This window comes from Calothrix sp. FACHB-168, assembly GCF_963889195.1.
Taxonomy (GTDB): domain Bacteria; phylum Cyanobacteriota; class Cyanobacteriia; order Cyanobacteriales; family Nostocaceae; genus Aulosira; species Aulosira anomala_A.
In genome coordinates this window covers 39,334-62,743 of sequence record NZ_CAWPNJ010000043.1, presented here as the reverse complement: position 1 = coordinate 62,743, position 23,410 = coordinate 39,334, and the positions used below count along the sequence as shown (strand labels likewise).

Annotated in this window: 21 protein-coding genes; 12 read left to right on the top strand and 9 right to left on the bottom strand. The window is 40.7% G+C overall.

The features are described from left to right. Positions 1 to 61 precede the first annotated feature (61 nt). Genes AACW45_RS25205 through AACW45_RS25190 form a run of 4 tightly spaced genes read right to left on the bottom strand, consistent with a single transcriptional unit; the run spans position 62 to position 3,439 of the window. Complete coding sequence (locus AACW45_RS25205; RefSeq protein ID WP_190635487.1) at positions 62 to 1,333, bottom strand: MFS transporter; 1,272 nt, start codon at positions 1,331 to 1,333, stop codon at positions 62 to 64. Next, positions 1,296 to 1,760 (bottom strand): MarR family winged helix-turn-helix transcriptional regulator, encoded by a 465-nt coding sequence (locus AACW45_RS25200; RefSeq protein WP_190635485.1) that lies wholly within the window; start codon positions 1,758 to 1,760, stop codon positions 1,296 to 1,298. Before AACW45_RS25200 ends, AACW45_RS25205 begins: the two co-directional genes overlap by 38 nt. Before the next feature lie 13 nt (positions 1,761 to 1,773). Continuing rightward, positions 1,774 to 2,628, bottom strand: a complete 855-nt coding sequence (locus AACW45_RS25195; RefSeq protein WP_190635483.1) for an ABC transporter permease — start codon at positions 2,626 to 2,628, stop codon at positions 1,774 to 1,776. Continuing rightward, positions 2,585 to 3,439 (bottom strand): ATP-binding cassette domain-containing protein, encoded by an 855-nt coding sequence (locus AACW45_RS25190; protein WP_190635481.1) that lies wholly within the window; start codon positions 3,437 to 3,439, stop codon positions 2,585 to 2,587. The genes AACW45_RS25195 and AACW45_RS25190 overlap by 44 nt, the downstream gene beginning before the upstream one ends. A 1,160-nt stretch (positions 3,440 to 4,599) precedes the next feature. On the opposite strand from AACW45_RS25190, the gene AACW45_RS25185 reads away from it, so the two are divergent. After that, positions 4,600 to 6,630, top strand: a complete 2,031-nt coding sequence (locus tag AACW45_RS25185) for an SdrD B-like domain-containing protein (RefSeq protein ID WP_190635479.1) — start codon at positions 4,600 to 4,602, stop codon at positions 6,628 to 6,630. A 14-nt stretch (positions 6,631 to 6,644) separates the two neighbouring features. Here AACW45_RS25185 and AACW45_RS25180 read toward each other — a convergent pair whose 3' ends face one another. Further along, positions 6,645 to 6,773, bottom strand: a complete 129-nt coding sequence (locus AACW45_RS25180; protein WP_277880433.1) for a hypothetical protein — start codon at positions 6,771 to 6,773, stop codon at positions 6,645 to 6,647. A gap of 37 nt (positions 6,774 to 6,810) precedes the next feature. Between AACW45_RS25180 and AACW45_RS25175 the strand changes: the two genes are divergently transcribed. The 3 genes from AACW45_RS25175 to AACW45_RS25165 all read left to right on the top strand — a co-directional run bounded on the left by AACW45_RS25175 (position 6,811) and on the right by AACW45_RS25165 (position 9,525). After that, positions 6,811 to 7,086: a hypothetical protein gene (locus tag AACW45_RS25175; RefSeq protein ID WP_190635477.1), complete on the top strand. Its 276-nt coding sequence runs from the start codon at positions 6,811 to 6,813 to the stop codon at positions 7,084 to 7,086. Positions 7,087 to 7,622: 536 nt separating this feature from the next. Continuing rightward, on the top strand, positions 7,623 to 8,780 hold the full coding sequence (locus tag AACW45_RS25170) for a hypothetical protein (RefSeq protein WP_373462088.1): 1,158 nt from the start codon (positions 7,623 to 7,625) through the stop codon (positions 8,778 to 8,780). A gap of 40 nt (positions 8,781 to 8,820) precedes the next feature. Next, complete coding sequence (locus AACW45_RS25165; RefSeq protein ID WP_190635474.1) at positions 8,821 to 9,525, top strand: hypothetical protein; 705 nt, start codon at positions 8,821 to 8,823, stop codon at positions 9,523 to 9,525. 996 nt (positions 9,526 to 10,521) lie between these two features. On the opposite strand, the gene AACW45_RS25160 is transcribed toward AACW45_RS25165, so the two are convergent. Further along, positions 10,522 to 10,740, bottom strand: coding sequence for a hypothetical protein (locus AACW45_RS25160; protein WP_190635472.1), 219 nt, complete (start codon positions 10,738 to 10,740; stop codon positions 10,522 to 10,524). Positions 10,741 to 10,833: 93 nt separating this feature from the next. Beyond that, positions 10,834 to 11,055, bottom strand: a complete 222-nt coding sequence (locus AACW45_RS25155; protein ID WP_190635470.1) for a hypothetical protein — start codon at positions 11,053 to 11,055, stop codon at positions 10,834 to 10,836. Between the two features lie 321 nt (positions 11,056 to 11,376). On the opposite strand from AACW45_RS25155, the gene AACW45_RS25150 reads away from it, so the two are divergent. The 5 genes from AACW45_RS25150 (at position 11,377) to AACW45_RS25130 (ending at position 14,880) form a co-directional block, all read left to right on the top strand. Further along, positions 11,377 to 11,793 (top strand): KGK domain-containing protein, encoded by a 417-nt coding sequence (locus AACW45_RS25150; protein WP_190635468.1) that lies wholly within the window; start codon positions 11,377 to 11,379, stop codon positions 11,791 to 11,793. Further along, on the top strand, positions 11,790 to 12,140 hold the full coding sequence (locus AACW45_RS25145) for a DUF952 domain-containing protein (RefSeq protein ID WP_190635466.1): 351 nt from the start codon (positions 11,790 to 11,792) through the stop codon (positions 12,138 to 12,140). The genes AACW45_RS25150 and AACW45_RS25145 overlap by 4 nt, the downstream gene beginning before the upstream one ends. Before the next feature lie 38 nt (positions 12,141 to 12,178). Continuing rightward, complete coding sequence (locus AACW45_RS25140) at positions 12,179 to 12,367, top strand: DUF4089 domain-containing protein (RefSeq protein ID WP_190635464.1); 189 nt, start codon at positions 12,179 to 12,181, stop codon at positions 12,365 to 12,367. After that, the gene (locus tag AACW45_RS25135) at positions 12,364 to 13,737 is read left to right on the top strand and encodes an AtzE family amidohydrolase (RefSeq protein ID WP_190635462.1); all 1,374 of its coding nucleotides are present in this window, start codon (positions 12,364 to 12,366) and stop codon (positions 13,735 to 13,737) included. The genes AACW45_RS25140 and AACW45_RS25135 overlap by 4 nt, the downstream gene beginning before the upstream one ends. Before the next feature lie 630 nt (positions 13,738 to 14,367). Continuing rightward, a complete protein-coding gene (locus AACW45_RS25130) occupies positions 14,368 to 14,880 on the top strand; it encodes a tetratricopeptide repeat protein (protein WP_242045642.1) in 513 nt (170 codons plus the stop codon). A 232-nt stretch (positions 14,881 to 15,112) separates the two neighbouring features. Here AACW45_RS25130 and AACW45_RS25125 read toward each other — a convergent pair whose 3' ends face one another. After that, positions 15,113 to 15,859, bottom strand: a complete 747-nt coding sequence (locus tag AACW45_RS25125; protein ID WP_190635458.1) for a gamma-glutamyl-gamma-aminobutyrate hydrolase family protein — start codon at positions 15,857 to 15,859, stop codon at positions 15,113 to 15,115. A 27-nt stretch (positions 15,860 to 15,886) separates the two neighbouring features. Next, complete coding sequence (locus tag AACW45_RS25120; protein WP_190635456.1) at positions 15,887 to 16,279, bottom strand: hypothetical protein; 393 nt, start codon at positions 16,277 to 16,279, stop codon at positions 15,887 to 15,889. A gap of 409 nt (positions 16,280 to 16,688) precedes the next feature. On the opposite strand from AACW45_RS25120, the gene AACW45_RS25115 reads away from it, so the two are divergent. The 3 genes from AACW45_RS25115 (at position 16,689) to AACW45_RS25105 (ending at position 23,335) form a co-directional block, all read left to right on the top strand. After that, positions 16,689 to 17,912 carry a chromate transporter gene (locus AACW45_RS25115; RefSeq protein WP_190635454.1) on the top strand — a complete coding sequence of 408 codons (1,224 nt, stop codon included), beginning with the start codon at positions 16,689 to 16,691 and terminating at the stop codon, positions 17,910 to 17,912. A 123-nt stretch (positions 17,913 to 18,035) separates the two neighbouring features. Then, on the top strand, positions 18,036 to 18,485 hold the full coding sequence (locus tag AACW45_RS25110) for a hypothetical protein (protein WP_190635452.1): 450 nt from the start codon (positions 18,036 to 18,038) through the stop codon (positions 18,483 to 18,485). A 227-nt stretch (positions 18,486 to 18,712) separates the two neighbouring features. Further along, on the top strand, positions 18,713 to 23,335 hold the full coding sequence (locus tag AACW45_RS25105) for an NB-ARC domain-containing protein (RefSeq protein ID WP_190635450.1): 4,623 nt from the start codon (positions 18,713 to 18,715) through the stop codon (positions 23,333 to 23,335). Positions 23,336 to 23,410: the final 75 nt, after the last annotated feature.

Here is a 23,410-nt window from a genome sequence, read left to right as displayed (position 1 = left end):
AAAATGCGGAATTTTACATTCCGCATCCAGAGCAGCATCTTAAATAAGAGATAGATATTTCTTACTCATACTCATGCAACGCGCCTAACTTCCGCATTTCCGGCCAAATCATCGCCGTTGCAACAACTACGAGAATTGTGCCAATTCCACCGCCAACAACGGATACTATGGGGCCGAATAAAGCCGCCGCTAAACCTGACTCAAAACCCCCCAATTCGTTGGAAGCGCTAATAAACACGCTGTTAATTGCTGCAACTCGACCGCGTAAATGATTGGGTGTGCGAATTTGCACTAAAGTATGACGAATAACCACGCTAATGCTATCTAATGCGCCACTTAATGCCAGCATTAGCAGTGATAGCCAAAACGATCGCGACAAACCAAAGATAATTGTCACGACACCAAAACCAACCACAGACCAAAGTAAAGCTGGCCCGGCTTTACGCATGGGTGGTAAATATGCCAAAGTTACCGCCATAATCAGCGCACCTATGGAAGGAGCCGCTTGCAAATAGCCTAACTCAACAGGGCCGACATGCAAAATATCTTTGGCGAATACTGGTAGTAAAGCTACTGCTCCCCCTAGTAATACTGCGAACATATCTAGGGTAATTGCTGCGAAAATTATCTGATTTTTCCAGACAAATTCCGCACCTCCCGCTAAGGTTTTCAGTGAGATTGGTTCTTGGGAAAGGGTCGTATTTTGTTGTTTAATCGGCAGTGTTAAGGCAAAACATAAAAATGCAGCCACAGCCGCCAATATATATACCCCTGTAGCATTTCCGAAAGCTGCAATTGCAAATCCTCCCAAAGCTGGGCCGATAACTGTCGCTAGCTGAAAGCTGGTACTGTTCCAGGTAGCAGCGTTGGTAAATACGCTCGTCGGTATCAACTGCCACATCATGGCATCGCTGGCAGGCTTTAAGAACGCCCTGGCAATACCTGTAAAAACTAAGCAGGTATAAAAAAGACTAATTGCGCCTTGAATATAGGAAACCACAGCTAAAGCCAAAGAGCAAATAGCTAGCAAGAAAATAGATACTAAGGTGGTAAATTTGCGATCGCGTCTATCAGCCACATGTCCAGCAATTAATGTCAGCGCGATCATTGGTATGACTTGCGCCAAGCCTACCCCACCTAACACCATCGCTGAGTTGGTGCGCTCATACAGTTCCCAACCAATCGCCACTGTCTGCATTTGGGAGCCTGTAAACAACAGTACGCGCCCAAGGGTAAATAGTCGATAATCGCGAAACCGCAAAGCTGCAAAAGAATCGTGTTGTGTCCCCTCTCGGTTAAGGAGCTTTTTTAATTTCTGTTTGCTCGAAGACATTTTTTAATAAAGTCAAGCCTTCTTCAAGATTTGATACTTGCTCTGGCGTTAAACTATCAAGAATATCGGCAATATGAGCGCGAGTAGTTGCTTGGGATTGCTTTAACAGCATTGTTCCCGCTTCCGTTAAATTCAGCACTATTCGCCGCCGTTCTTGGGGGTGATCGTTACGTTCTACCAGATTGCGTTGAACTAAGCGTTCAATTGTAGTTGATGCTGTAGCGCAGGTAACGCCTAAATGCTCCGCTACCTCAGATAATGATGCACCAGGATTGCGATTGAGAAAAGCGAGCGATCGCAACTGAGGTATCGATAAAGATTCAGCATTATGACTGCGCATATCTGCTCGGATAAACCGCATTAATAAAGGAACTGTTTCCATTACTCTTGCAGCACATTCTTCCGTTGGTTTTCCGAGCTTGGCCATCTTTTTCTCCTAATTACATTGCCACCCGTGGGTAAAGTCGTCCACAGATCACAGTTAAGCCTATTAATGTTAACAAGAGAATTGTACAGTCCAGACCAAATCCATAAACACTGGAACCATTAGCAATCATTGTGCCGCGTAATGCATCAACTTCATAAGTTAAGGGATTGATGCTAGAAATCACATGCAGCCAAGCTGGCATTAATGTTAAAGGATAAATAGCATTACTGGCAAAGAATAACGGCATTGTAATCAGTTGTCCTATCCCTGTAAACCTTTCTCGGCTTCTGACTAAGCAGCCAATAATTAAGGAAAAAACACAAAAACAAGCTGCACCTAACAGCACAATCACCACTACTTGCAATAAAGCTAAGGGGTGAAGGTTGAGTTTAACACCTAATAATAGTGCCAATCCATAGATGATGACTATTTGCGATAAGCTTCTCACGCCACAAGCTAAAGCTTTACCCAAAACCATCGCCGCACGAGGTATGGGAGTAGCTAAGAATTTATGTACAATTCCTAAATCCCGTTCCCAAATCAACGTCATCCCGCCAGTGAAAATGGCAACAAATAAAACACTCTGAGCCAAAATCCCTGGAGCCATAAATTCTAAATAAGATAAGTTACCTGTAGGAATAGCGCGAGTGCGAGTAAAAACTTGCCCAAAAACTAACAGCCACAATGCAGGCTGTACGCCACGAATGAGTAAATCATAGGGATCGTGGCGGAGTTTACGTATTTCTAGTTCTGCGATCACAAGAGTTTTTTGAAATAGTTCGGCGATCGCAGAGATAAAATTGCCTTTACCTGTAGGCTTTGGTTTAACCCAACCGTTGAGCATTACGTCTGGTTCTTTTGATGTCATGATAACTAACTCCTGATGCTAATTCGTCCCCTGTGTAGTGAATAAACACATCATCCAAGGTGGCGTTTTGTTTATTTAAACCAGCCTTTAAATCTGTAGGTGAACCTGTGGTAATTACCTTACCCCGATTCATAATTGCTACTCGATTACACAAGTGATCGGCTTCTTCTAAAAAGTGAGTTGTTAAAAAGATAGTTGTGCCGTAATTTTCTCGGAGTTCCTGCACCAAATTCCAGACTTGATTACGCGCCACCGGATCTAATCCCACTGTTGGCTCATCGAGAAACATAATTTGCGGTCGATGTAGAATCGATTGAGCAATTTCTAGCTTGCGAATCATTCCCCCTGAATAATTTCTCACCAAGCGATGGGCTACTTCCGTTAAACCCATAAATTCCAAAACATCCCAGATGCGCTGTTGGCGTTGTTTCGCAGGAATGTCATATAATTTGGCAAAAATTAACAGATTTTCATAACCTGTCAATGTCCCATCAGCAGACAGCGCTTGCGGTACATAACCAATCGCTCTTCTCACCGCCTGGGATTGATGGGTGACATCATAGCCAGCGATACTTGCTTTACCTGCACTTGCTGGGAGTAGGGTTGTTAACATCTTAATTACTGTACTTTTCCCGGCTCCATTGGGGCCAAGTAAGCCAAACACTTCACCAGCTGCAACAGTGATATTTAACCCATCCACTGCTATGAAGTTGTCAAAACGGCGCGTCAGTTCTTGTGTTTCCAATAAAACCGATTCTGGATAGTGACTAGGCGTTGCTAACCAATCGGCGCTTCCCGTCAAATTTGTCACGAGTTAGATGCACTTCCTTCGCAATACATTTAGTTAGTCTAATAATTAGCTTGACATATATTTGCGTTAAGTCAAGTACCTGGCTTGAAGATTGGGGTTAGGGAACAGGGAATAGGGAAGAGAAATTTTCATGCTTGGTTGTGGGTTTTTCCCATGAGGGGCTGTCTTGAAGATAGGGGCTAGGGGCTAGGAAAGAGAGATTTTCATATTTGGTTGTGAGATTTTCTCGTGATTAACTAGCTTGAAAATAGGGGCTAGAGAAGAATAGTTTTGATGCCCTTGTCGTATGATTTATTGAATAAATACACAAAATTTATTACATTCATTGCGAGTAAAGTGTAGACGCAAAGCGGCTTATCGAAGCGTTGTCTATTGCCTGTCTACGCCAGTTAGCTCTTTGCAGCAAATCTGATGATTAAAAAAAGATTACTACAGATAAAATTTAATACAAACTGATATATAGCAATCCTAAGTCATTTATGAAATTTGCTAACTCTCAGTTTTTTCTCTGAACCTTGGCGTACTTGGCGTCTTCTCTGCGAGACGCTGCGCGAAGGCGGTTCATCAAAAAAAATATTTTCACAACTCAGATAGGATTGCTATATAGCAATCTGCTCTTGGACTTGTGCAATCTGACATAAAGGGTTGTTCACAGTCAACAGTCAACCGTCAACAGTCAACCGTCAACAGCCAAAACTGATATTTTTCACAACTTAAAATAGGAACACTATATTTTTCTTTTATTACATTTAATAAATCTTAAAATGATAATTAGTTTAAAAATTAACTAGCAAGTATTTTCTAATACTTACTTTGTAAGCAGATAGATTTTAAAGATTAGATAAAGTTGGGATAAGCACGGAAAATTTATGTTAAATAGATAATCAGTTTATGATTTGTTTAAGAAACTCAGACTAGCCCCAAATGATTTGTAAATGTGTAGTCAATGAAAGAGATCCAATACCTGAAGAAGAGAGCGATCGCTCTCTTTAAACTTGAGTATGTAGTAGTTATCACACACCTCTAGCTAGCATTTATTTCCCTTATTTAGCTGCATTCTCCTTGCATGGTGGAGGCTTTCAATAGTCATCCCCTAGCCGCGTCATGTGCAATTTACTGTATAAAACTTTTCCATTGAACAATTATTAAGAGGATTTACTATGGCAATAATTAATGTTTCTGCTGGCCAGTCTATTCAACAAGCCATCAATGCAGCCAAAAACGGAGACACCATTATCGTTGCTCCAGGAGTTTATCGCGAAACACTAACTATATCTGGAAAGGCCATTACATTGGCTTCTGAGTTTTTAACTACCGGCGATTCCAATGCCATTATGACAACTATCATCGATGGTGGTGGGTCGTTAGTAGATTCCGACCCTGATGTGGTGCGATTTACAGATACAGTTCCTCCAGGTGCAAAATTAATTGGTTTTACCGTTCGCAACGGTGGAGATGGCATCAAAGTAGAGGGAACGAAAGTAGATATTCTCAACAACTACATTACTAACACCATAGATGGGATTAACTATAAGTTGGTTTCTAGCGGTGTAAGTGGTGGTATAGCTCGTAATAACATCATCGAAAAAAATAAGGATGATGGTGTTGATATTAATCAAGTTGCAGATGTAGTTGTTGAAGATAACATCATTCGCCAAAACGGAAATGATGGTATTGAAGTCAGAATGAACAGCTATACAGGTACTACAGTCCTTAACAATATCATTCGCAGAAATATTATCTCCGCTAATAATGGCGATGGTATTCAGTTGATTGATTATCCAGAGGTTTCTCAACGTTACTACCGGATAGAAAACAATCTGATTGAAGGAAATAGAGATGCCGGTCTAGGCTTAATGGATAACGGAGACTCATCGGAAGATTATCGAGCTGCTAGTATCCCTGAACCTATAGATGTCATTGGTAACACTTTTAAAAATAACAATCATGGACTAACTGGTGGTGACAATCTAGTTGCCATCAATAATATTTTCATCAATCACACCAGAATTGCTATGAAGGGTGTAGATGGAAATTCTATCGCTGCCTATAACCTCTTTTGGAATAATGGTACAAACACTCAAGGTAGTAATGTCGATACTAGTACCACTATATTTGCCGATCCCCTATTAAGTACGACCTCAGAATTACAAACAGGTAGTCCAGCAATTGATAAAGGAACTGCATTATTTCAATGGCGAGGTAGAACAGTAATTGACCTTCCTAGTAGTTCATACAAGGGTTCTGCACCGGATTTAGGAGCTTTTGAAAGTGGGAGTACATCCCAACCTCAACCCCAAGGTTCAATTGGTAATCGCATCTGGAATGATACTGATGGCGATGGTATCCAAGACGCTGAGGAAACTGGGATTGCCAATGTTAGTGTCAAACTGCTGAACTCATCTCAACAAATTATTGCAACTAAATTAACTAACAGTAATGGTCACTACACATTTAATAATCTATCGGCAGGTACATACACTGTTCAGGTAGATAGCAGTACCTTACCTAGTGGAGCGCAAATCACTAGCGATCCGGATGCTACCAAAGACGGACAATCAGTAGTTAGCTTGGCGACAGATGAGACAAAGGTGAATATAGACTTTGGTTATAAGTTTCCATTGCAACCACCGCAACCAAAGGTAATTGAAGTTCGGGTGAATTCCAGTTCCGATGATGCTGAACAACGTCGGACTACTGGATCAATGAATTTGACAAGTACAGATTTAGAACTGATTAATGATAGTGTCGATCAACTTGTAGGTTTGCGCTTTGTAGGCGTGAATATTCCCCAAGGAGCAAAAATTACCAATGCTTATATCCAATTCAAGGTTGATGAAATTGGTTCAACTGCAACAAACTTGACCATTCGAGGGGAAGATGTGGATAATGCCCTCACCTTTACTACTTCTAAAAACAATATTTCTAGTAGAGTGACTACAGATGCTGCTGTTGTTTGGAATCCTTTGGCCTGGAGTACTGTCAGCCAAGCAGGTATTAACCAACGAACTGCCAATATTGCATCTGTGATTCAAGAAATTGTGGATCGTCAAGGTTGGAGTAGTGGTAATTCTATCGCCACTATTATCAGTGGGACTGGTAAGCGTACAGCCGAGTCATACGACGGCGATGCGCTAGGCGCTCCGTTGTTGTATGTAGAATTTACTTCTCCTACGTCTTCCAGTATCTAGACGAGCAAAAGCAGCTAAATAGCGATCGCATTTGCATCTACATCACCAAACTTGCGCAATTGTAGCACAATGTAATTATGCAAGATTTTGCGACTATGAGCATAGGCGATCGCTATTACAAACAAGACCTCGCATTTATTCAATTTCGACATTGCAGAACCAGAACAGCTAACACCAGGAATGAGCAAAGGATTCACAGAAGGTGAAGATTCGGTAGTACTCGTGGAAAAAGAAGAAAATCAAGAACTCAGCATCTTAACCCGTCGGATTATCACCTTTCGTAAAGTTGACGAATACTACAGACGGGATGAGGAACTACATCACCAACGTTTATATACAGCAACAGAAATTGCCAATCAACTTCATCAAATTGGCTTCCAGGTTGAGACAAAGGCTAGTTATTGTCAATATTCTTTACCATCAGCTCATAAAGCCTTTGTAGCACGTAAATCTTGAACTTTGTCAGTTATTACTTCCTTGGCTTGTGTTCTCCCTTCCCGCATCACAGCATCAACAAATATACGCTTAATATTTGGTTGGCGTTAGAGAATTTTGCGCTTATAACTGAATAGTGAATTTACTGCTGTTTATAAACCGCGCTCATGAATAGGGAGAGATCATCTACCTAATGCTACGGGTTGGTCAAACTCTTCACCCGTTACTATGTTCCATCCCATTTAGGTGTGTCATCAAAAATTATATTGTGTAATTTTTATACTCAGGTGTACACAACAGTCACTATTCATCAGAGTACGGTAAAAATTGAACAGCAGATAATTTTTTTCACAACTTTTATTGTCTCAGTAAGTAAGGCGAAAGTTTATCCATGTTAAATCTTGTAAAAACTTGTATAGCAAGCCTTACATGGATTACACATATCTACAATCTCAAAGAGTTCCTTCATCCATCTTGTATTTATAAATACTTTAATATAGGATGAATCAACCCTGTACAATCTGTAATTTTTTCCATGTGTGAGGAATGTACTCGTGATTAAACAAAATTTAATAGGTATACTACTACTCAAAAATGGGCAGTATTTTTTCTCTGGTTTAGGAAGAATCATAGTCACTAGTTTGTTACTGACTACAGGTCTATCCACCCATGCCGCAGCTGCTGAAGATAAATTGATAGTTGATCATCTCATCAGTAACTTCAGTTCTGAAAATCAACCACAAGCGAATTCTGCCAATTATGAAACTATGGCAGAGCAGAAAATCAATTTCAGCCAAGTAACTGTAGAACAAAACAATCCCAATTGGGAATTCACTCCTGTTCCTACATTGGAAGCATCTTCTACTACCTCAGATATTCCAGCCAAGCTCAATGCAGACTTTAAGCAAAAACTACCGCAGCTAATTGCACAAACAGATTCTTCCGGTGCTATTGGCGATACTCTAGGAGAAGTCAATAGATTACGCCAAGAGCTTTTGATTGAACCTATACTCGAGATACCCAGACCGCGCGCAGCATCACCTGGTTCCAGTGCTGGTACTCCTAGCGCTTTTGGTGCGAGTTGGGGTCAAGCCTTCATTGGTGGTGGAGGATTCATACCTTTCGACGGAAAAGCAGATGGTTCATTATCTGTTGGTTTTGGTTTAGGAGATGCAGTTAAATCGGTAGGGCTGGAAGTTGACATTAACATTTACAGCGTAGGCGGTCAAAAGGAATTATTAGGCGACTTTGGCGAGAGTGGCGGTGTCGGTTTCAAATTACATAAATTCTTTGCTGACGGTACAGCAGTAGCTGTTGCTTGGTCAAACCCAATTACATGGGGAGAAGGTAATAGGGCTAAAGATACGATCTATGGAGTAGTTACTAGAGCATTTTACTTGCAGCCAAATAGCCCAAATAAATTACCTTTGACTGTTTCTTTGGGTGTTGGTACTGGTAGTTTTCGTTCTCTAGGCGCACTGAGAGATCGTTCAGCTGATAATCCGCCAAATTTCTTCGGTAGTTTAGGTTTAAGAGTGATACCTGAAGCATCACTAGTAGCTAGCTGGACTGGAAGTGCATTAAATTTGGGTGCATCTTTTGCTCCTTTCCAAAATATACCTGTAGTGATCAACACTATTTTCACAGACGTAACTGATAACTCGGTTAGCAGTACTGGTTTTAGCTTAAGCGCCGGGTATAGTTTCAAGTTCTAACTTCCACATTTTATTGCTGATTACATTTGAGACAAAAATTATGAAGAAGCAAAAATTCTCTCTAAGTCTTGGTGTTGTGTTAATGTTATTGAATTCTTTGGTGGTTGCGTCACCAAGAGCGAATGCTAGTCCATTTCAGAGTTTAGGAAGCACCACAGAATCATCAGGTTTCGCTGGCGATAATTTTGCCCCAGGAATTAACGTAACCACTCCAGAGCCAGCACCTAATACCCCGGTTACAGTTGACAGTTCTGGTCAAATTTTCACCCCAGAACCAGTTCAGAGCAGTTTGGATAACGCTGCGGCTGGTATAGTATCACCACAAGGTATTTTACCAGGATCTAGTTCTCAAAGTTCTGTGATTGTCATTCTTCTGGGAGGATCAGGTGCAACTGCAGCGGTAAATGCCCTAGTGAGTAGTTTGGCAAGTTTAGGAGCTTCTCCAGCAAGCTTACAAGCATTGGCAACAGCGTTATCAGGCCTGTTAAGTTCTGGCCCCTCAGCTCAATTAACACCTGGACAGCTAGTAGCTAGCACTAAAGGTTTACCCGTTGGTTCTCTCATCGCCCAAAAGGGTGCAACACCAAAGGTGGATATTAATAAGCTGAATGCTGCTATTAATGCCTACAACAAAATCGTGCGAGAAAGCAGCCCGGAAACTGTTGTCAAACTCTCAAAAGACCCAGATTTTCTGAAAATTGGTCAAGTTCTTAAACAGTTAAGATCCTCTTTGAGCAAGACTTAAACTCGATTTTACAGTTATCATCCTACAGGTTGAATTAAGAACAGCTTTGAAGAAAGCCCGTTAAGCTAGCCCTCTTTTTGGAGAGAATGAGTTTTCCGTGACATCTTCCCCTTTCTGTGAGAGGGGAATTTTATTGAAGGGCGATCGCTCTACTGCAACATCATTCCATAATGGTATATTATTGAACCTGAGCAAAACGGCTACATAAGTGCGATCGCTTATATCCTGATGATTGGCAATGTTACAAGTTAATTAATGATTGTGCTAGATTATAGATAAAATCACAATATTTGGTGATATTTACTGAAATATGTTTTATAAGCTCTGATATACCATAAATGCTCATGGATTCATGGCAAAATAATGATTTATCTTTTACTTGCTCTTCTATGAGGATTGGCTTGGTGGCTGATTTCATTAATTATCCCCATACCAATAGCTTTAGTAGTTGTGCCATTATTAGTTTTTTTACTTGCAATTGCCAGTAGTGCTGTAGAGCCTTAAGAGGAAGAGAATATCCAAGCTAATCCCCAGGAGAAACAGAGGGTTAAGTAAGACACCACACTTATTTTATGCAAGTAAAAACCGTAGATATATTGGTATAAAATATTAAAGATATACCTTTAGACAGATAGACATACGATGAAAATCATCGAAACTACTAGAATAATGATGCTTTTTGCCCTGCAAGTATAATCCTATATACGTGTAGGGTTTTTTATTTGTAGAAATAATTTGCACCATCCTTGAGTATTTAGCGTCGGCGATCCTGATTGATCAAGCTTGTCAAAAAGGCGATCGCTTTTTTTAGGTATTTCAGGCATAACTTTTTATGTCTTCTTGTGAAAGGTTTCTTACCAGCCATAGTTGCGATCGCGATCGTGCTTAAATTCGAGTTGCTGATATTTAGATGATATGCGGAAAATCATGCATCTTCAATAATTTAAGGTGCGTTAGCCTACGGCATAACACACCCTACGAAATCCGAATTGTTGATTAAAGTTTTAAAGCTATATATTCAAACTTTTCATTCTTGGTTAGAAACTTATCTGCCTTGATACCTTTAGGAGTGTCAAATAGTAAATCCACAGAACGAGCTTCACCTGGAGCAAAAGGTTTACTCAATAAATTAGTATCAAATTTGAACTCAGTCTCTTTAACATCATATTTGTTATTTTGTGAGTCAGCTAAAGTTGAAATAAAAAGATAAGTCAATGCATCATCTTGTCGTTGTCTTTTGTTAGTTGTGTTTTTAAAAGTTACAGAAACAACTGTCCAAATTTCGGCTGCTTCATATGTTCGGTACTGTCATTTAATTGTTTGTCCTGCATATTTAACACCTGTAACTCTAATTTCCCAACCTTTAATATTAGGTTTACCTTTGACTGCTTTTGAATTAGCTTCAACTTTAGAAGTATCAGCAGCATTTGCTTGAGATGATGAAGACTCTACTTTTGATTGCTGCGAAGGTGTACAGGCAGAAATTAGCATTAATAATGCTCCAATAGATAGGTATTTAAGGTTATTCATGCTTACACTCTGGTTATATATCAAAACTTCTTTCAGTCTTTTGAAAGGTTCGTTATTATAGTTCCCAAAAATTGACGAATATTCACAAATAATAAAATTTGCTAATTTTAAGTCTGTCTTCGCATCACTAAAGCGAACAATGGCAACAAGCCAAATAGGTATTCTAGTCTTTGCAATTGTTTTGTCGTTCTTCTTCGCAATGATATCTTATATTTCAGTATGCATTTAAAGTTTATTTCAGTGTTATTACGGGATTGATGTAAAAAAATGCAGATTAAAATGTGTAGTTAGAATTCTCAACTATATATTAGGTTTATTGTGATGAGTAATAACTTTATTACCCTTGATTGTGATGATGATATCATCCTCATTGCTACAGATAGTTTTACAATAAGTAGATTAAAAGAGTTAGTTATCAAAGGAATTAGAGAAAAGGAACCTTTGAATTGTGGTAATAACACTACTATTAGAACTTCATCTTTTATTGGTCACTTCCAAACTTTTAAAATTTATGAGCAATATATCACTATAGATGAGATTCAATTTAAAGTAGTAAAAGAATGCCAATTGTTAAAAATAGGTAGTCAAGGTTGGCAACCTGGAAAGATAACAATAGAGTTGTCTATTTCACCTACTGGAAAGACACAAGATAATGTTAAACTAAAATTTTGTCCCGATCAGCCTGTTGAACCTGAATCACCTTTAGATGATATGCGGAAAATGATGCAAGCAATATGAAAACCATCTTCCATATTACACAAGCGGAAAAATGGGAAAGCGCAAAAATCCTCGGTAGCTATCGCGCTGATTCGCTGGAGAATGAGGGGTTTATTCATTGTTCGGAAGTAAACCAAATAGTTAATTCTGCAAATAAGTTTTTCTTTAATCAACAGGGCTTGGTATTACTATTTATTGATGCTGGTAAGGTGAAGGCGGAAGTTCGTTATGAGGAAGCGGAAATTGGTGAGTTGTTTCCGCATATTTATGGGGAGTTAAATATTGATGCTGTGTTTGGGGTAGTTGATTTTGAACCTGGGGAAGATGGTTTGTTTAATTTGCCGCCAGAGGTTGTAAATTTAGAATAATTAACCGCAGAAGACGCAGAGAACGCAGAGGAGAAGAGATGGAGAGTCAAGGGTTTGATGTGGGGGAGTATGTTGATCGGATGGCGTTGCTGGTGGATTTGCGGTTGCGGGATGAGTATCGTGATGGGGTGGTGGCAAATTTTGAGAGAATTAAAGCGATCGCTTTTCTTGTCAATGAATTCCCAATACCAGAAGATATTGAAGTTGCACCTGTGTTTGAACCATGAATGATGCTGTATCTATAGCTGCGGCTGTGCGTGAGGGTAAAATTAGCGCGGTGGAGGTAACTCAGGCGGCGTTAAATAAAATTGCGGCACGCGATCGCCAACTTAATTGTTTTACGGCGATAATGACGGAAGCAGCTTTAGCAGATGCAAGCAGAATTGATCAAGAAATTGCCCAAGGTAAAGATCCTGGTGTGTTGGCTGGGGTACCTTTTGCAGCGAAAAATCTCTACGATATCGCGGGATTAACGACTCTCGCTGGTGCGAAAATTAATGCTGAAAATTCCCCGGCTACCCAAGATGCAACCGCAGTAGCGCGCTTAAAGCAAGCTGGTGCAGTGTTGGTTGGTGCTTTAAATATGGATGAGTACGCCTATGGGTTTGTGACGGAAAATTCCCATTACGGCGCGACTCACAACCCCCACGATTTACAGCGCGTGGCTGGGGGTTCCTCTGGTGGTTCGGCTGCTGCGGTGGCGGCGGATTTGGTTCCTGTAACGCTGGGTTCTGATACAAATGGTTCGATTCGCGTACCGGCGGCTTTTTGCGGGATTTTTGGCTTAAAACCGACTTATGGTAGATTGTCTCGGGCTGGGGTAGCTTTATTTTCTACCAGTCTCGATCATGTCGGCCCTTTTGCCCGTTCGGTGCGGGATATTGCTACAGTATTTGATATTCTCCAAGGTGCAGACGATCGCGATCCGGTATGTACAAAACGTCCCCCGGAGTTATGTTTGCCTCAACTTCATCAAGATATATCTAGTATCAAAATTGCGATTGCTGATGAGTATTTTGCTAGGGGTGCAGTGCCGGAAGCATTGGCAGTAGTAGAAAAAGTAGCCCAAGCTTTAGATGTAAAGCGGTATGTAACAATACCAGAGTCAGCACGGGCTAGAGCAGCCGCCTTTGTAATTACCGCCAGCGAAGGCGCAAATCTGCATTTAGATAAATTGCGATCGCGTCCCCAAGATTTTGATATTGCTACGCGCGATCGCTTTTTGGCTGGGGCGTTAATTCCGAATCAGTGGTATTTGCAAGCACAGCGCTTTAGAAGATGGTATCGCGATCGCCTGCGAGAAATCTTTGCCGATGTTGATATCATTCTTGCGCCTACTACACCAATTCCCGCCCCATTAATTGGGCAACAAACTATGATTTTAGATGGTGAGGAAATGTTAGTTCGTCCTCACCTGGGATTATTTACCCAACCATTATCTTTTATTGGCTTACCTGTATTATCAGTGCCAATTCAGCGCCCGAATTCTCTACCTTTAGGCGTGCAAATCATCGCTGCACCTGATAATGAAGCTTTAATTTTAAAAGTTGCAGCAGTATTAGAAGCTCAAGGTGTAATATCAGCACCAACAAAATAACAGTAAAATTACTGGCTACTCCAGAATCGCGCCTTCGCATTCAGCCCACGCAGGTGGGCTTTGTACTGATAGCCCCAGGCTTCCCGCCTGCGGGCGTTATGTGGCGCATCGAACTCTTACCAATTTAAATCATGTTTGCGACACATCAATATATTCTAGTAGTCTGTCAGGGTTGAAATGAGGGACAGTAGTGTGAGCGTCTCGCTCACGCGGGCAAGACTTCGGCGTGAGCGCTCAGTCGAACGCTGCCCGCACTACCAAAAATTCCTCAAAACAAAATTGACAGACTACTAGAGGGCATAGCAGTGCCATGCCCGTACCATCTGTCTGATGATTTTTTCAAATTGGTATCAAATTTTCACATTTCCCCACTTTCCCCAAGTTTCACAATAAATTTATCAAATCTTCAGCATTTTCACTCAGGTGGATACTCGACAATATCATTAGCTGACAAAACTGCATAAGCTCACTCCCCTGAGAGATATTGATTGACAAGACAGCAACGGATAGAGATTCTACTTAGGTAAAACAGCTTATATCAAGCTATTATCTATTGCTAATTTCTACCAAATTCTCATTTTAAGTAAATACGCAACAAATTTTGTCATGTATTTTATTGGAGAAATACACATGAAAAGCTTAAAAGTTTTAGCATCGGGTATGATTTTATTTGGTTTAATGCTATGTGCCCCTAAAGCTAATGCTGAAAGTTTATCTAACAACTTAACAAGCGAAACAACAGCAAACGTTACTCAAGTTACAAATAATAAATCTAATGCCAAAGCTTTTATAGACCAAGGTTTTGATTTACTAGATAAAAAAAATTATCGCGAAGCTATTAAGGCTTTTAGTCAAGGACTTAGTTTAGCACCTGATAATCCCTATGGTTACCTGGGTAGAGGTATCGCCTACTTTAGTGTTAAGGAATATCAGTCAGCTAGATCTGATTTTGGACAATCTATAACTATAGATGGGAATATTGCTTATGCTTATTTATTTCGGGGGATGTCTCATTTTGCTTTAGGTAGTAAAGAGCCAGCAATTTCTGATTTAGAAACAGCAGCCAATCTCTTTGACAAAGATGGTGAAAAAGAGATGGCTGAACAAGCTCGTGATACCATTAAACAAATTCGTAATTCGTAATTCGTAATTCGTAATTTGCCAGAGGTATTGATAAAGCAAGTTATACCAATTCAAAATTTAAAATTCAGACTGTATCTAGGTTTGTGCTTTTGATTGTGTTGCTAGATTTTAGAGAATTGGTATTACGTTTTTCAAGGAATGAGAAACCCACACAAGGGCGGGGTTTCCCCGCCCCTACGCATGACAAATGACTATTGTATTGTACAGACGCGATTAATCGCGTCTCTATTGACTATTGACTATTGACCATTGACCATTGACGAAATGTAGCTTGGACGAAAGCCTGAAAAATTCTTTGATGATGGGGATCGTTAGCAGATAGCTCCGGATGCCATTGTACACCCAATGCCCAAGGATGATATTCGCATTCTACGGCTTCAATTACTTCATCTTCTAGAGCATGGGCGACAACGCGCCAACCGGGAGGTACTTTTTGTACTGCTTGATGATGCCACGATACTACAGAAATATGAGTATTTTGCACGCAACTAGCTAAACGGCTTTTGACATCAATTTTAACTATGTGTTCTGTTGGCAAACGCTTTCCAGCTTCAGGTTCTAGACGATGCAAAACTGATGTACCATATACTTCTGGTACGTGGGGAATTAGCGTACCACCACAGCCAACGATGAGAATTTGTAAACCCCGACATATACCTAACACTGGTAAATGACTTTCTAAAGCCAGTTTAGCTAGTTGTAGTTCAAAAGCATCGCGCTCGCAATCTACAGAATATATGCTGGGGTGATTGCAACCGTTATAGCAAACCGGATTAATATCTCCACCACCAGAAATGATTAAGCCATCCAGAGGTTCTAACAGGATGCTGGGGTCAGTTTCTCCTGGTGGTAATAATATGGGAGTACCGCCTGCTGCACGGACTGCATCTAGGTAATCTCTGGCAACAGAAAATGGTAATGCTCCATGCTGACCACAGGTAGTAATACCAATCAATGCTTTGTGAGATTTTCTACTCATCGTCTTTCACCAATTTAGCCGAAAACTTTAATCAGTTTTACCCTCCTTTAACATTTGATCTAACAATTTTCTCGCAGGTTGTGCTTTAGTCAACGCTGTTTGATGATCGCTATAAGCCCGAATTAAGCGCGTCAAACCGTTCACACCTACCTTAAGTTGCTCCAAATCTTCACCAGTTACTAGCTCGCCATCTAGCATCCGCCCAATTAAAGGTTTAATATCACCTACTTCTTGACGTACTTTTTGCAACTTTTCTAAAGCACTCAACAAACTTTTGAGCGAGTTAACAATTTCATCAATATTCTGAGCATCCTCTACTGGTGCAGGAGAATCTGTAGCTGTGACTACATCTTCAGTTTCTGCAACTGCGGGTAATTCCTCGTTAGAAGTTTCACTTTTAACCGCGTTTGTCTTTGCCATCAACGCTTCCTCAAGAAATTTACAGAAAGTCGGCGGGAAAGATTAATTCTGCAAGGGGTGAGATAAACTTTTGCCCGCCGACTTGGGTTATGGGGCATAGGGCATTGGGCATAGGGGAGCCAGTGCGTTGCGGGGGTTCCCCCCGTTAAAGCAACTGGCGTCATTGGTAGCTTTTCCCATGTTCTATGTCCGCACAATCCCACTCATTTTAGGGGTGGGATAAGCTTAACCCAGTGTATCGTGCTTATCGCTTTTCCATCACTCTCAAGTCACCTAATCGCCAGAAAATCTATTTTTCCCATGCCCAATGCCCAATGCCCAATGCCCATTTTCCTTAAGAATATAGATTTTCGTTATCGAGAACCGATATATTAAGTTTGTCCATAAAATGATTAGGAAAACTATTGTGATGCCGGAAGCTGAGGGTATTCAGAAAGAGCCGGAAGCGGTTTCCTATAACGCTTTGACTCCTAGAGAACAAAAGCAGCGATTAACGGAATTAGCAACTCTATTTTTGCGCTTGGGTGCGATCGCATTTGGCGGCCCGGCTGCCCATATCGCTATGATGGATAATGAGGTGGTAAACCGCCATCGCTGGATGAGTCGGGAGAAACTGTTAGATTTGCTGGGGATTACGAATTTGATTCCCGGGCCGAACTCTACAGAATTAGCGATTCACATTGGTTATGAGCGCGGTGGATGGCGTGGTTTACTAATTGCAGGTAGCTGTTTTATTTTACCTGCTATGCTCATCGTTTGGACGTTAGCAGCAATTTATACTCGCTATCAAACTGTTCCTCAGGTAGGATGGTTGCTGTATGGTATCAAGCCTGTAATTATTGCCATAGTGCTGCAAGCCTTGTGGAATCTAGGGAATAAAGCAGTAAAAGACTGGCCGACAAGAATTACCGCAGTAGTCGCGATCGCAGGTTACTTTGCGAGTTTGAATGAAATTTTGCTACTAATTGTTCTCGGTGTTATTGTCATGCTCGTGAAGAATTGGCAAACAAAAAGCCAAACAAACGGTGCATGGTTGTTACCTTTGTCTGGTATTTTCGCACAAATAAGCACGACAACAGCCGCAGCCACATCAGTGAGTTGGGCGAGTGTATTTCTGTTCTTTCTGAAAATTGGCTGTGTGTTGTATGGTAGTGGTTACGTATTGCTAGCATTTTTGCAACGAGATTTAGTAGAACGCAACCATTGGCTAACCTCTCAACAATTATTAGATGCGGTAGCCATTGGCCAGTTTACACCGGGGCCTGTATTTACTACTGCCACATTCATCGGCTATTTGTTAGCCGGCAATGCGGGAGCGATCGCGGGTACAATTGGTATCTTCTTACCAGCTTTTCTTTTAGTGTTGATAGTTAACCCTTGGGTACCTAAATTACGTCAATCGCCTTGGGCTAGTGGCTTTCTCGATGGTGTAAATGCAGCCTCAATGGGATTAATGGCGGGAGTTACCTATACTTTAGGAAGAGCTGCCTTGATAGATTGGGTGACAATTATTGTTGCTATTGCGAGTGCGATCGCTGTTTTTCGATTTAAAATCAATTCTGCCTGGTTAGTGTTAGCAGGTGGATTGATTGGGCTTGGCTCACATTTCTTAGGGTTAGTCAATAGTCAATAGATTAATCGCTTCTGTATAACTCAGTATTATCCCTGAGTTTGACCCCTGATTTTTTAGATGTTAATACAGAGTGGTCTTAAGAAATTGACCAGTATTTAACGTCTAAAAAATCAGAGTAAGCTAATGGATATAATAACTTTAACTACTTTTCTCACCCCATTCTTACCGTACTTGCTCAAAGCGGGAGAGACAGCAGCAGAAGAAGCCGCTAAGAAACTCGGTGAAACTTTGGGTGCTAATAGCTGGGAAAAAGCGAAATCGTTGTGGAGTAAACTGCAACCAAAAGTAGAAGCCAAGCCAATGGCTAAAGGTGCAGCTGAAGAATTAGCTAGTTCGCCTGATGATGCAGATGCGAAAGAAATACTCCAGAAACAACTGAAAAAATTACTTGATGAAGATAAAAATTTAGCGGCAGAAATTACCAAATTAATGCAGGAAGATGCAGAAGCAATTGCTCAAGTTATAAATAACTTTAATACAACAATTTCTGGGGATAATAACTTAGTTCAAAATACTGCTGGTGATGGTAATAAAATAATTGGCACAGTTGGAGGTAATGCAACAATTAACTAGTAATTTGCCTCATTAATTATGTAATTTAAAATTACTCTTCATTTGTCTTCCTACCCTTCGGGTTCTCCTGTAGAGTATGGGGTTTGTTTTTGATAACTCACAACTCATGGGACAGACATAATTAAAATTTCGGTAGGGGCGGGGTTTCCCCGTCCTGGTGAGGGTTTCAATGTTAGGTTTTAAATTGCCATTTGGTATAAGCAGCCAAAATATAGGAAGTTAAAACAGTGCCACAAAGCCGCTTAAAAAGATTATGGAAGCGAGTATTACTTTTTTTATCTAAGTTAACTGGCGTTTTCACAGGTAAACGTCGCCGATTAAAACATCAACAACAAATCCTCAAAAATCAAGTTACTCAAACAAATTTAAATCAACATCATCCATCGCCAATAGCTGCTTCTCCTATTCCTCTTCAAATTGCACATACAGCACCAACAATTTCTGGTAACGAAAATGTTGTGCAAAATGTCCAAGGCGATCATAATATTATTGTTGGGCGGGTAGAAGGTAGTTTAACTATTAATTATCGTCGCCCTATAGATAGACCTTTTCAAGCACCAAATTTACCTGCTAATTTTGTCGATCGTCCACAAGTTACTCTAGAAATTAAAGCGCGTTTACTAGCAAATACATCTGCTACTGGTGCATTACTAATTAGTGCGGTTCACGGTTTAGGTGGCATAGGTAAGACTACTTTAATTACAGCTATTACCCACGATGAAGATATTCAAAAACGGTTCTCTGGTGGCGTTCTCTGGGCAACTTTAGGACAAGAACCAGATATTCTCGCTTTACTTAGTAGCTGGGTGCAAGCTTTAGGCGATTATGAATTTCGCGCTGTAAATATAGAGGGAACCTCAGCCCATTTACGCAGTTTATTACACGATAAAGCTGTTTTATTAGTAGTAGATGATGCTTGGGAGCCTGAGACAGTTAAACCTTTTATGGTAGCTGGTTCCCAATCTCAATTATTAATTACTTCCCGGCGTGCTGATGTGGCTAATACTATTGGCGCTCATTTGCAAGAATTAAATTTGATGACGCCAGCAGAATCTCTAGAATTACTTGCTAAATCTTTAGAACGAGAAATTACAGAAGTAGAAAAACCAGAGGCTTTAAGAGTAGCTGAAACTGTGGGATATTTGCCCATTGCTCTGAATTTGGTAGCCGCTAGAGTTAAATGGGGCATTACATGGAAGAAGTTAGAAACAGCTTTAAAGCAAGAAGTTGCTAATTTAAAAGTATTATATGGGGCGCGTCAAGAAAATTTGTTAGAAGCAACTTTTAATTTAAGTTTGAAGGCTTTGCAAGACTATGATAAAGAAGCATGGGAAAATTTTATTTGGTTAGGCGTTTTACCTGAAGATGTCACCATAGCTGCACCAATGGCGGTGACATTATGGGGTATGAAATCTCAAGATGAAGCTAATGAATGTTTAGAGTTATTGTGGAATGATGCTTTACTGCAATCTGATGCACCTGTATTTATTGGTGGTGTAGAATTCAAAGGTTATAGGTTACATGACTTATTACATGATGTCGCTCGTAGTCGTTTAACTAAATCTCCGCCTACAGGGATAGGTATTGATTTAATTGATGCACATAACCAACTGCTAAAACGTTATCAAGAAAAGACAGAAAATAAGCTTTGGCATAGTTTAATTTCTGATGGTTACATTCATCAAAATTTAGTTTGGCATTTAGAAAAAGCGCAACAGATAGCAGAAATTCACGCTTTATTCCGGGAAGAGTCAGTAACAGGAAATAATGGCTGGTATGAAGCACAAGAAAAACTCGGACAAGTGGGGGGTTATATCCGCGATATTTCTCGCGCTTGGGAATTAGCTGAAGCGAATTGGAATGAATTAACGCTGTCTCATGTGGTAAGTTTGCAATGTCGCTATGCTTTGATTAAAGCTTCTTTGAATAGTTTGGCTGCTAATTTACCAGCAAAATTGCTGCTAGCATTAGTAAAAAATAAAATCTGGACTCCGGAACAGGGATTAGCTTACGCCTTGCAAAAACCAGAACTAAAACAGAAAGTAGAAGCGATTACAGAGTTAATTAAATATTTGCCAGAAAATTTACAGAAAATTGCTATATCTGAAGCAATTACTATTACTAAGGCGATTTCAGATGAGAAGTATTACGCCGATTTTCTGATAGCATTAGCCGGGAAACTACAAGAAGTATCGCCAGAATTACTCTCATCTGCTAAGGCGATTAAATATGAGTTATATCGTGTCGAAGTGCTGATTGCATTTGCCGATAAAGTACAAGAATTGTTACCAGAAGCGCTGTTAATTGCTAATTCGATTGAATATGAGCGCGATCGCGCTACAGCTTTGAGAATATTAGCACCAAAATTAACACCAGAGTTACTACCACAAGCTTTCTCCGCCGCTAGAGCAATTGAGAATGAAAGCGATCGTACTTACGCTTTAATAGCATTAGCCGAGAATCCACATTTACCACCAGAGTTGTTACCAGAAGTACTTTCGGCGGTGAACACGATTAACTATGCAAGCGATCGCACTTCTAGTCTGATAACATTAATCGATAATTTACCACCAGAATTGTTACCAGAAGCACTGACTACTGCTTTAGCAATTACAGGTGAGCGTTGTCTCGCTCCCGTTTTGATAACATTAGCCGATAAACTACCACCAGAATTGTTACCGAAATTACTCAATGCCGCTAGAGTAATTACGGATGAGCAATATCGTGCCTGTACGCTGATAGCTTTATCTCAGAGATTGCCAGAGTTATTACCAGAAGCTCTCTCCCTCTTCATGGCAATGGAGCGAGAAATATATTATACTTCTATACCCTTAATTAACAGACCTCACTCCGGAATACCATCATTTTTATCACCAAAAGCGATCGCTATTTGGATAGCAATTGAGGAAGAACGGTATCGCGTTTCTACCTTAATAGGATTAGCTGAGAAACTACCAGCAGATTTGTTAATCAAAGCAGTCACCTCTGCTAGGGAAATTAAGGATGATAAATATCGTGCTGAAGTCTTGAGAACATTAGCCGAAAAACTCCCACTAGATTTATTGTCAGAAGCACTCTCCACCGTCAAATCGATGGAAATTGCATGGTATTATGCCGAAGTCTTGATTGCATTAGCCGACAAACTCACACCAGATTTGTTATCAGAAGCTCTGACTATGGCTATGGCTCAGGATGAATATTCTCGCGCCTCACTCTTGATAGCATTAGCCGAGCATCTATCACCAGAGTTGTTACCAAAAGCACTCTCAGCCGCTAGAGCAATTGAAGATAAAAACTGTCGCATTAAAGTTCTGAGTAAATTAGCTGACAAGCAACCAGAATTACTGCTAGAAGCGCTGACTGTGGCGAAGACGATTCAATATGAAAGCGATCGCGCTCCTTTCCTCAGTGCATTAACGGAAAAAATGCCAGCAGAGTTGTTACCAAAAGCACTCTCAGCTTTAAAAGCAATTGATGATGAACAGTATCGCGCCCAAGCTATAAGTGTATTCACAGAGCAACTATCGCCAGATTTGTTACTAGAAGCATTCAAACTAACGAGGGCGATTCAGTATAAAAGCGATCGCACTCTAGCCCTCAAAAATTTAGCCGCAAAACTCCCACCAGAGTCATTACCAGCAGCAATCTCAATTTTACAAGCAATTGAGGATGAACAATATTGCGCCCAAGCCCTGATTGCATTAGCCGAAAAACTCCCACCAGAGTTGTTAAAACAAGCACTCACCATCGCTAGAGCAATTCAAAATGATTTTTCTCGCGTTCAAATTTTGAGTGCATTAGTGCAAAAACTACCTGATTGTATACCAGAAGCGCTTGCTGTCGCGAGGGGAATTGAGAATGAGCGCGATCGCGCCAAAGCTATGCAGATATTAGCCGAAAAACTACCAGAATTATTACCAGAAGCACTGTCCACCGTTAAGGCAATTGAGGATGAGTATTATCGTGCCGAAGTCTTGAGTGCATTAGTCCCAAGTTTACCACCAGAATTATTACCAGCAGCTCTCACTGTGGCTAGAGAACTGGAAATCAAGTATTTTCAAGCTCAAGCCTTGATGGTATTAGGAGAACGACTACCAGATTGCATGTCAGAAGCACTCACCGCAGCTCAGGCGATTGACGATTATGAAAACTTACGCGCCGAAGTTTTGGTAACATTAGCCGAGAAACTACCAGCAGAATTGTTAAAAGAAGCACTCACCGCCCCTACAGCCATTGAGAATGAGGAATATCGCACCCAAGTTTTAATTGCATTAACCGAGAAACTACCAGCAGAATTATTACCAGAAGTATTCAATACAACTATGGCGATGTACTCTGAACATTATCGCGCCGAAGTTTTAGCGACATTAGTCAAGAAACTACCGCCAGAGTTATTACCACAAGCACTCACCGCCGCTAGAGCAATTGAATATGAAAGCGATCGCGCCCCAGTTATGATTGCATTAGCCGAGCAACTACCAGAATTGTTACCAGAAGCAATCACCACTACCAGAGAAATTCACAATGAGCGCGATCGCGTTAATATTTTGAGTATATTAATCAAGCAACTACCAGCAGAATTATTACCAGAAGCAATCACTGCTTCTAAGGCGATTGAGAATGTGCAGTATCGCGTTTCCATCCTGATTGCATTAGGTTTATCACCAATACCCGCAACAGAACTTTTCCCCCTGTGGCGAGATACTCTTCATGATTTATCCTTGCATACTCGCCCTATTTTGTTACCCAGTATCAAGGAACTATTTCCAGTTATCTGTGCATTAGGTGGTGACATTGCAACCTTAGAAGCTGCGCGTGCGATCGCAGATGTGGGGCGATGGTGGCGATAATACCAATTAGAAAGGGACTTCCAAATAAAAAAATATACAACTATTTATTGTGGGGTGGGCGTCTCGCCCGCCCAT

Coding starts and splice junctions, on each gene's coding strand:
- AACW45_RS25145 (WP_190635466.1), top strand. CDS start 11,790: ATGAAAACCATCTTCCATATTACACAAGCGGAAAAATGGGAAAGCGCA.
- AACW45_RS25175 (WP_190635477.1), top strand. CDS start 6,811: ATGAGCAAAGGATTCACAGAAGGTGAAGATTCGGTAGTACTCGTGGAA.
- AACW45_RS25155 (WP_190635470.1), bottom strand. CDS start 11,055: ATGAATAACCTTAAATACCTATCTATTGGAGCATTATTAATGCTAATT.
- AACW45_RS25195 (WP_190635483.1), bottom strand. CDS start 2,628: ATGACATCAAAAGAACCAGACGTAATGCTCAACGGTTGGGTTAAACCA.
- AACW45_RS25200 (WP_190635485.1), bottom strand. CDS start 1,760: ATGGCCAAGCTCGGAAAACCAACGGAAGAATGTGCTGCAAGAGTAATG.
- AACW45_RS25205 (WP_190635487.1), bottom strand. CDS start 1,333: ATGTCTTCGAGCAAACAGAAATTAAAAAAGCTCCTTAACCGAGAGGGG.
- AACW45_RS25110 (WP_190635452.1), top strand. CDS start 18,036: ATGGATATAATAACTTTAACTACTTTTCTCACCCCATTCTTACCGTAC.
- AACW45_RS25120 (WP_190635456.1), bottom strand. CDS start 16,279: ATGGCAAAGACAAACGCGGTTAAAAGTGAAACTTCTAACGAGGAATTA.
- AACW45_RS25150 (WP_190635468.1), top strand. CDS start 11,377: ATGAGTAATAACTTTATTACCCTTGATTGTGATGATGATATCATCCTC.
- AACW45_RS25135 (WP_190635462.1), top strand. CDS start 12,364: ATGAATGATGCTGTATCTATAGCTGCGGCTGTGCGTGAGGGTAAAATT.
- AACW45_RS25125 (WP_190635458.1), bottom strand. CDS start 15,859: ATGAGTAGAAAATCTCACAAAGCATTGATTGGTATTACTACCTGTGGT.
- AACW45_RS25115 (WP_190635454.1), top strand. CDS start 16,689: ATGCCGGAAGCTGAGGGTATTCAGAAAGAGCCGGAAGCGGTTTCCTAT.
- AACW45_RS25185 (WP_190635479.1), top strand. CDS start 4,600: ATGGCAATAATTAATGTTTCTGCTGGCCAGTCTATTCAACAAGCCATC.
- AACW45_RS25130 (WP_242045642.1), top strand. CDS start 14,368: ATGAAAAGCTTAAAAGTTTTAGCATCGGGTATGATTTTATTTGGTTTA.
- AACW45_RS25165 (WP_190635474.1), top strand. CDS start 8,821: ATGAAGAAGCAAAAATTCTCTCTAAGTCTTGGTGTTGTGTTAATGTTA.
- AACW45_RS25140 (WP_190635464.1), top strand. CDS start 12,179: ATGGAGAGTCAAGGGTTTGATGTGGGGGAGTATGTTGATCGGATGGCG.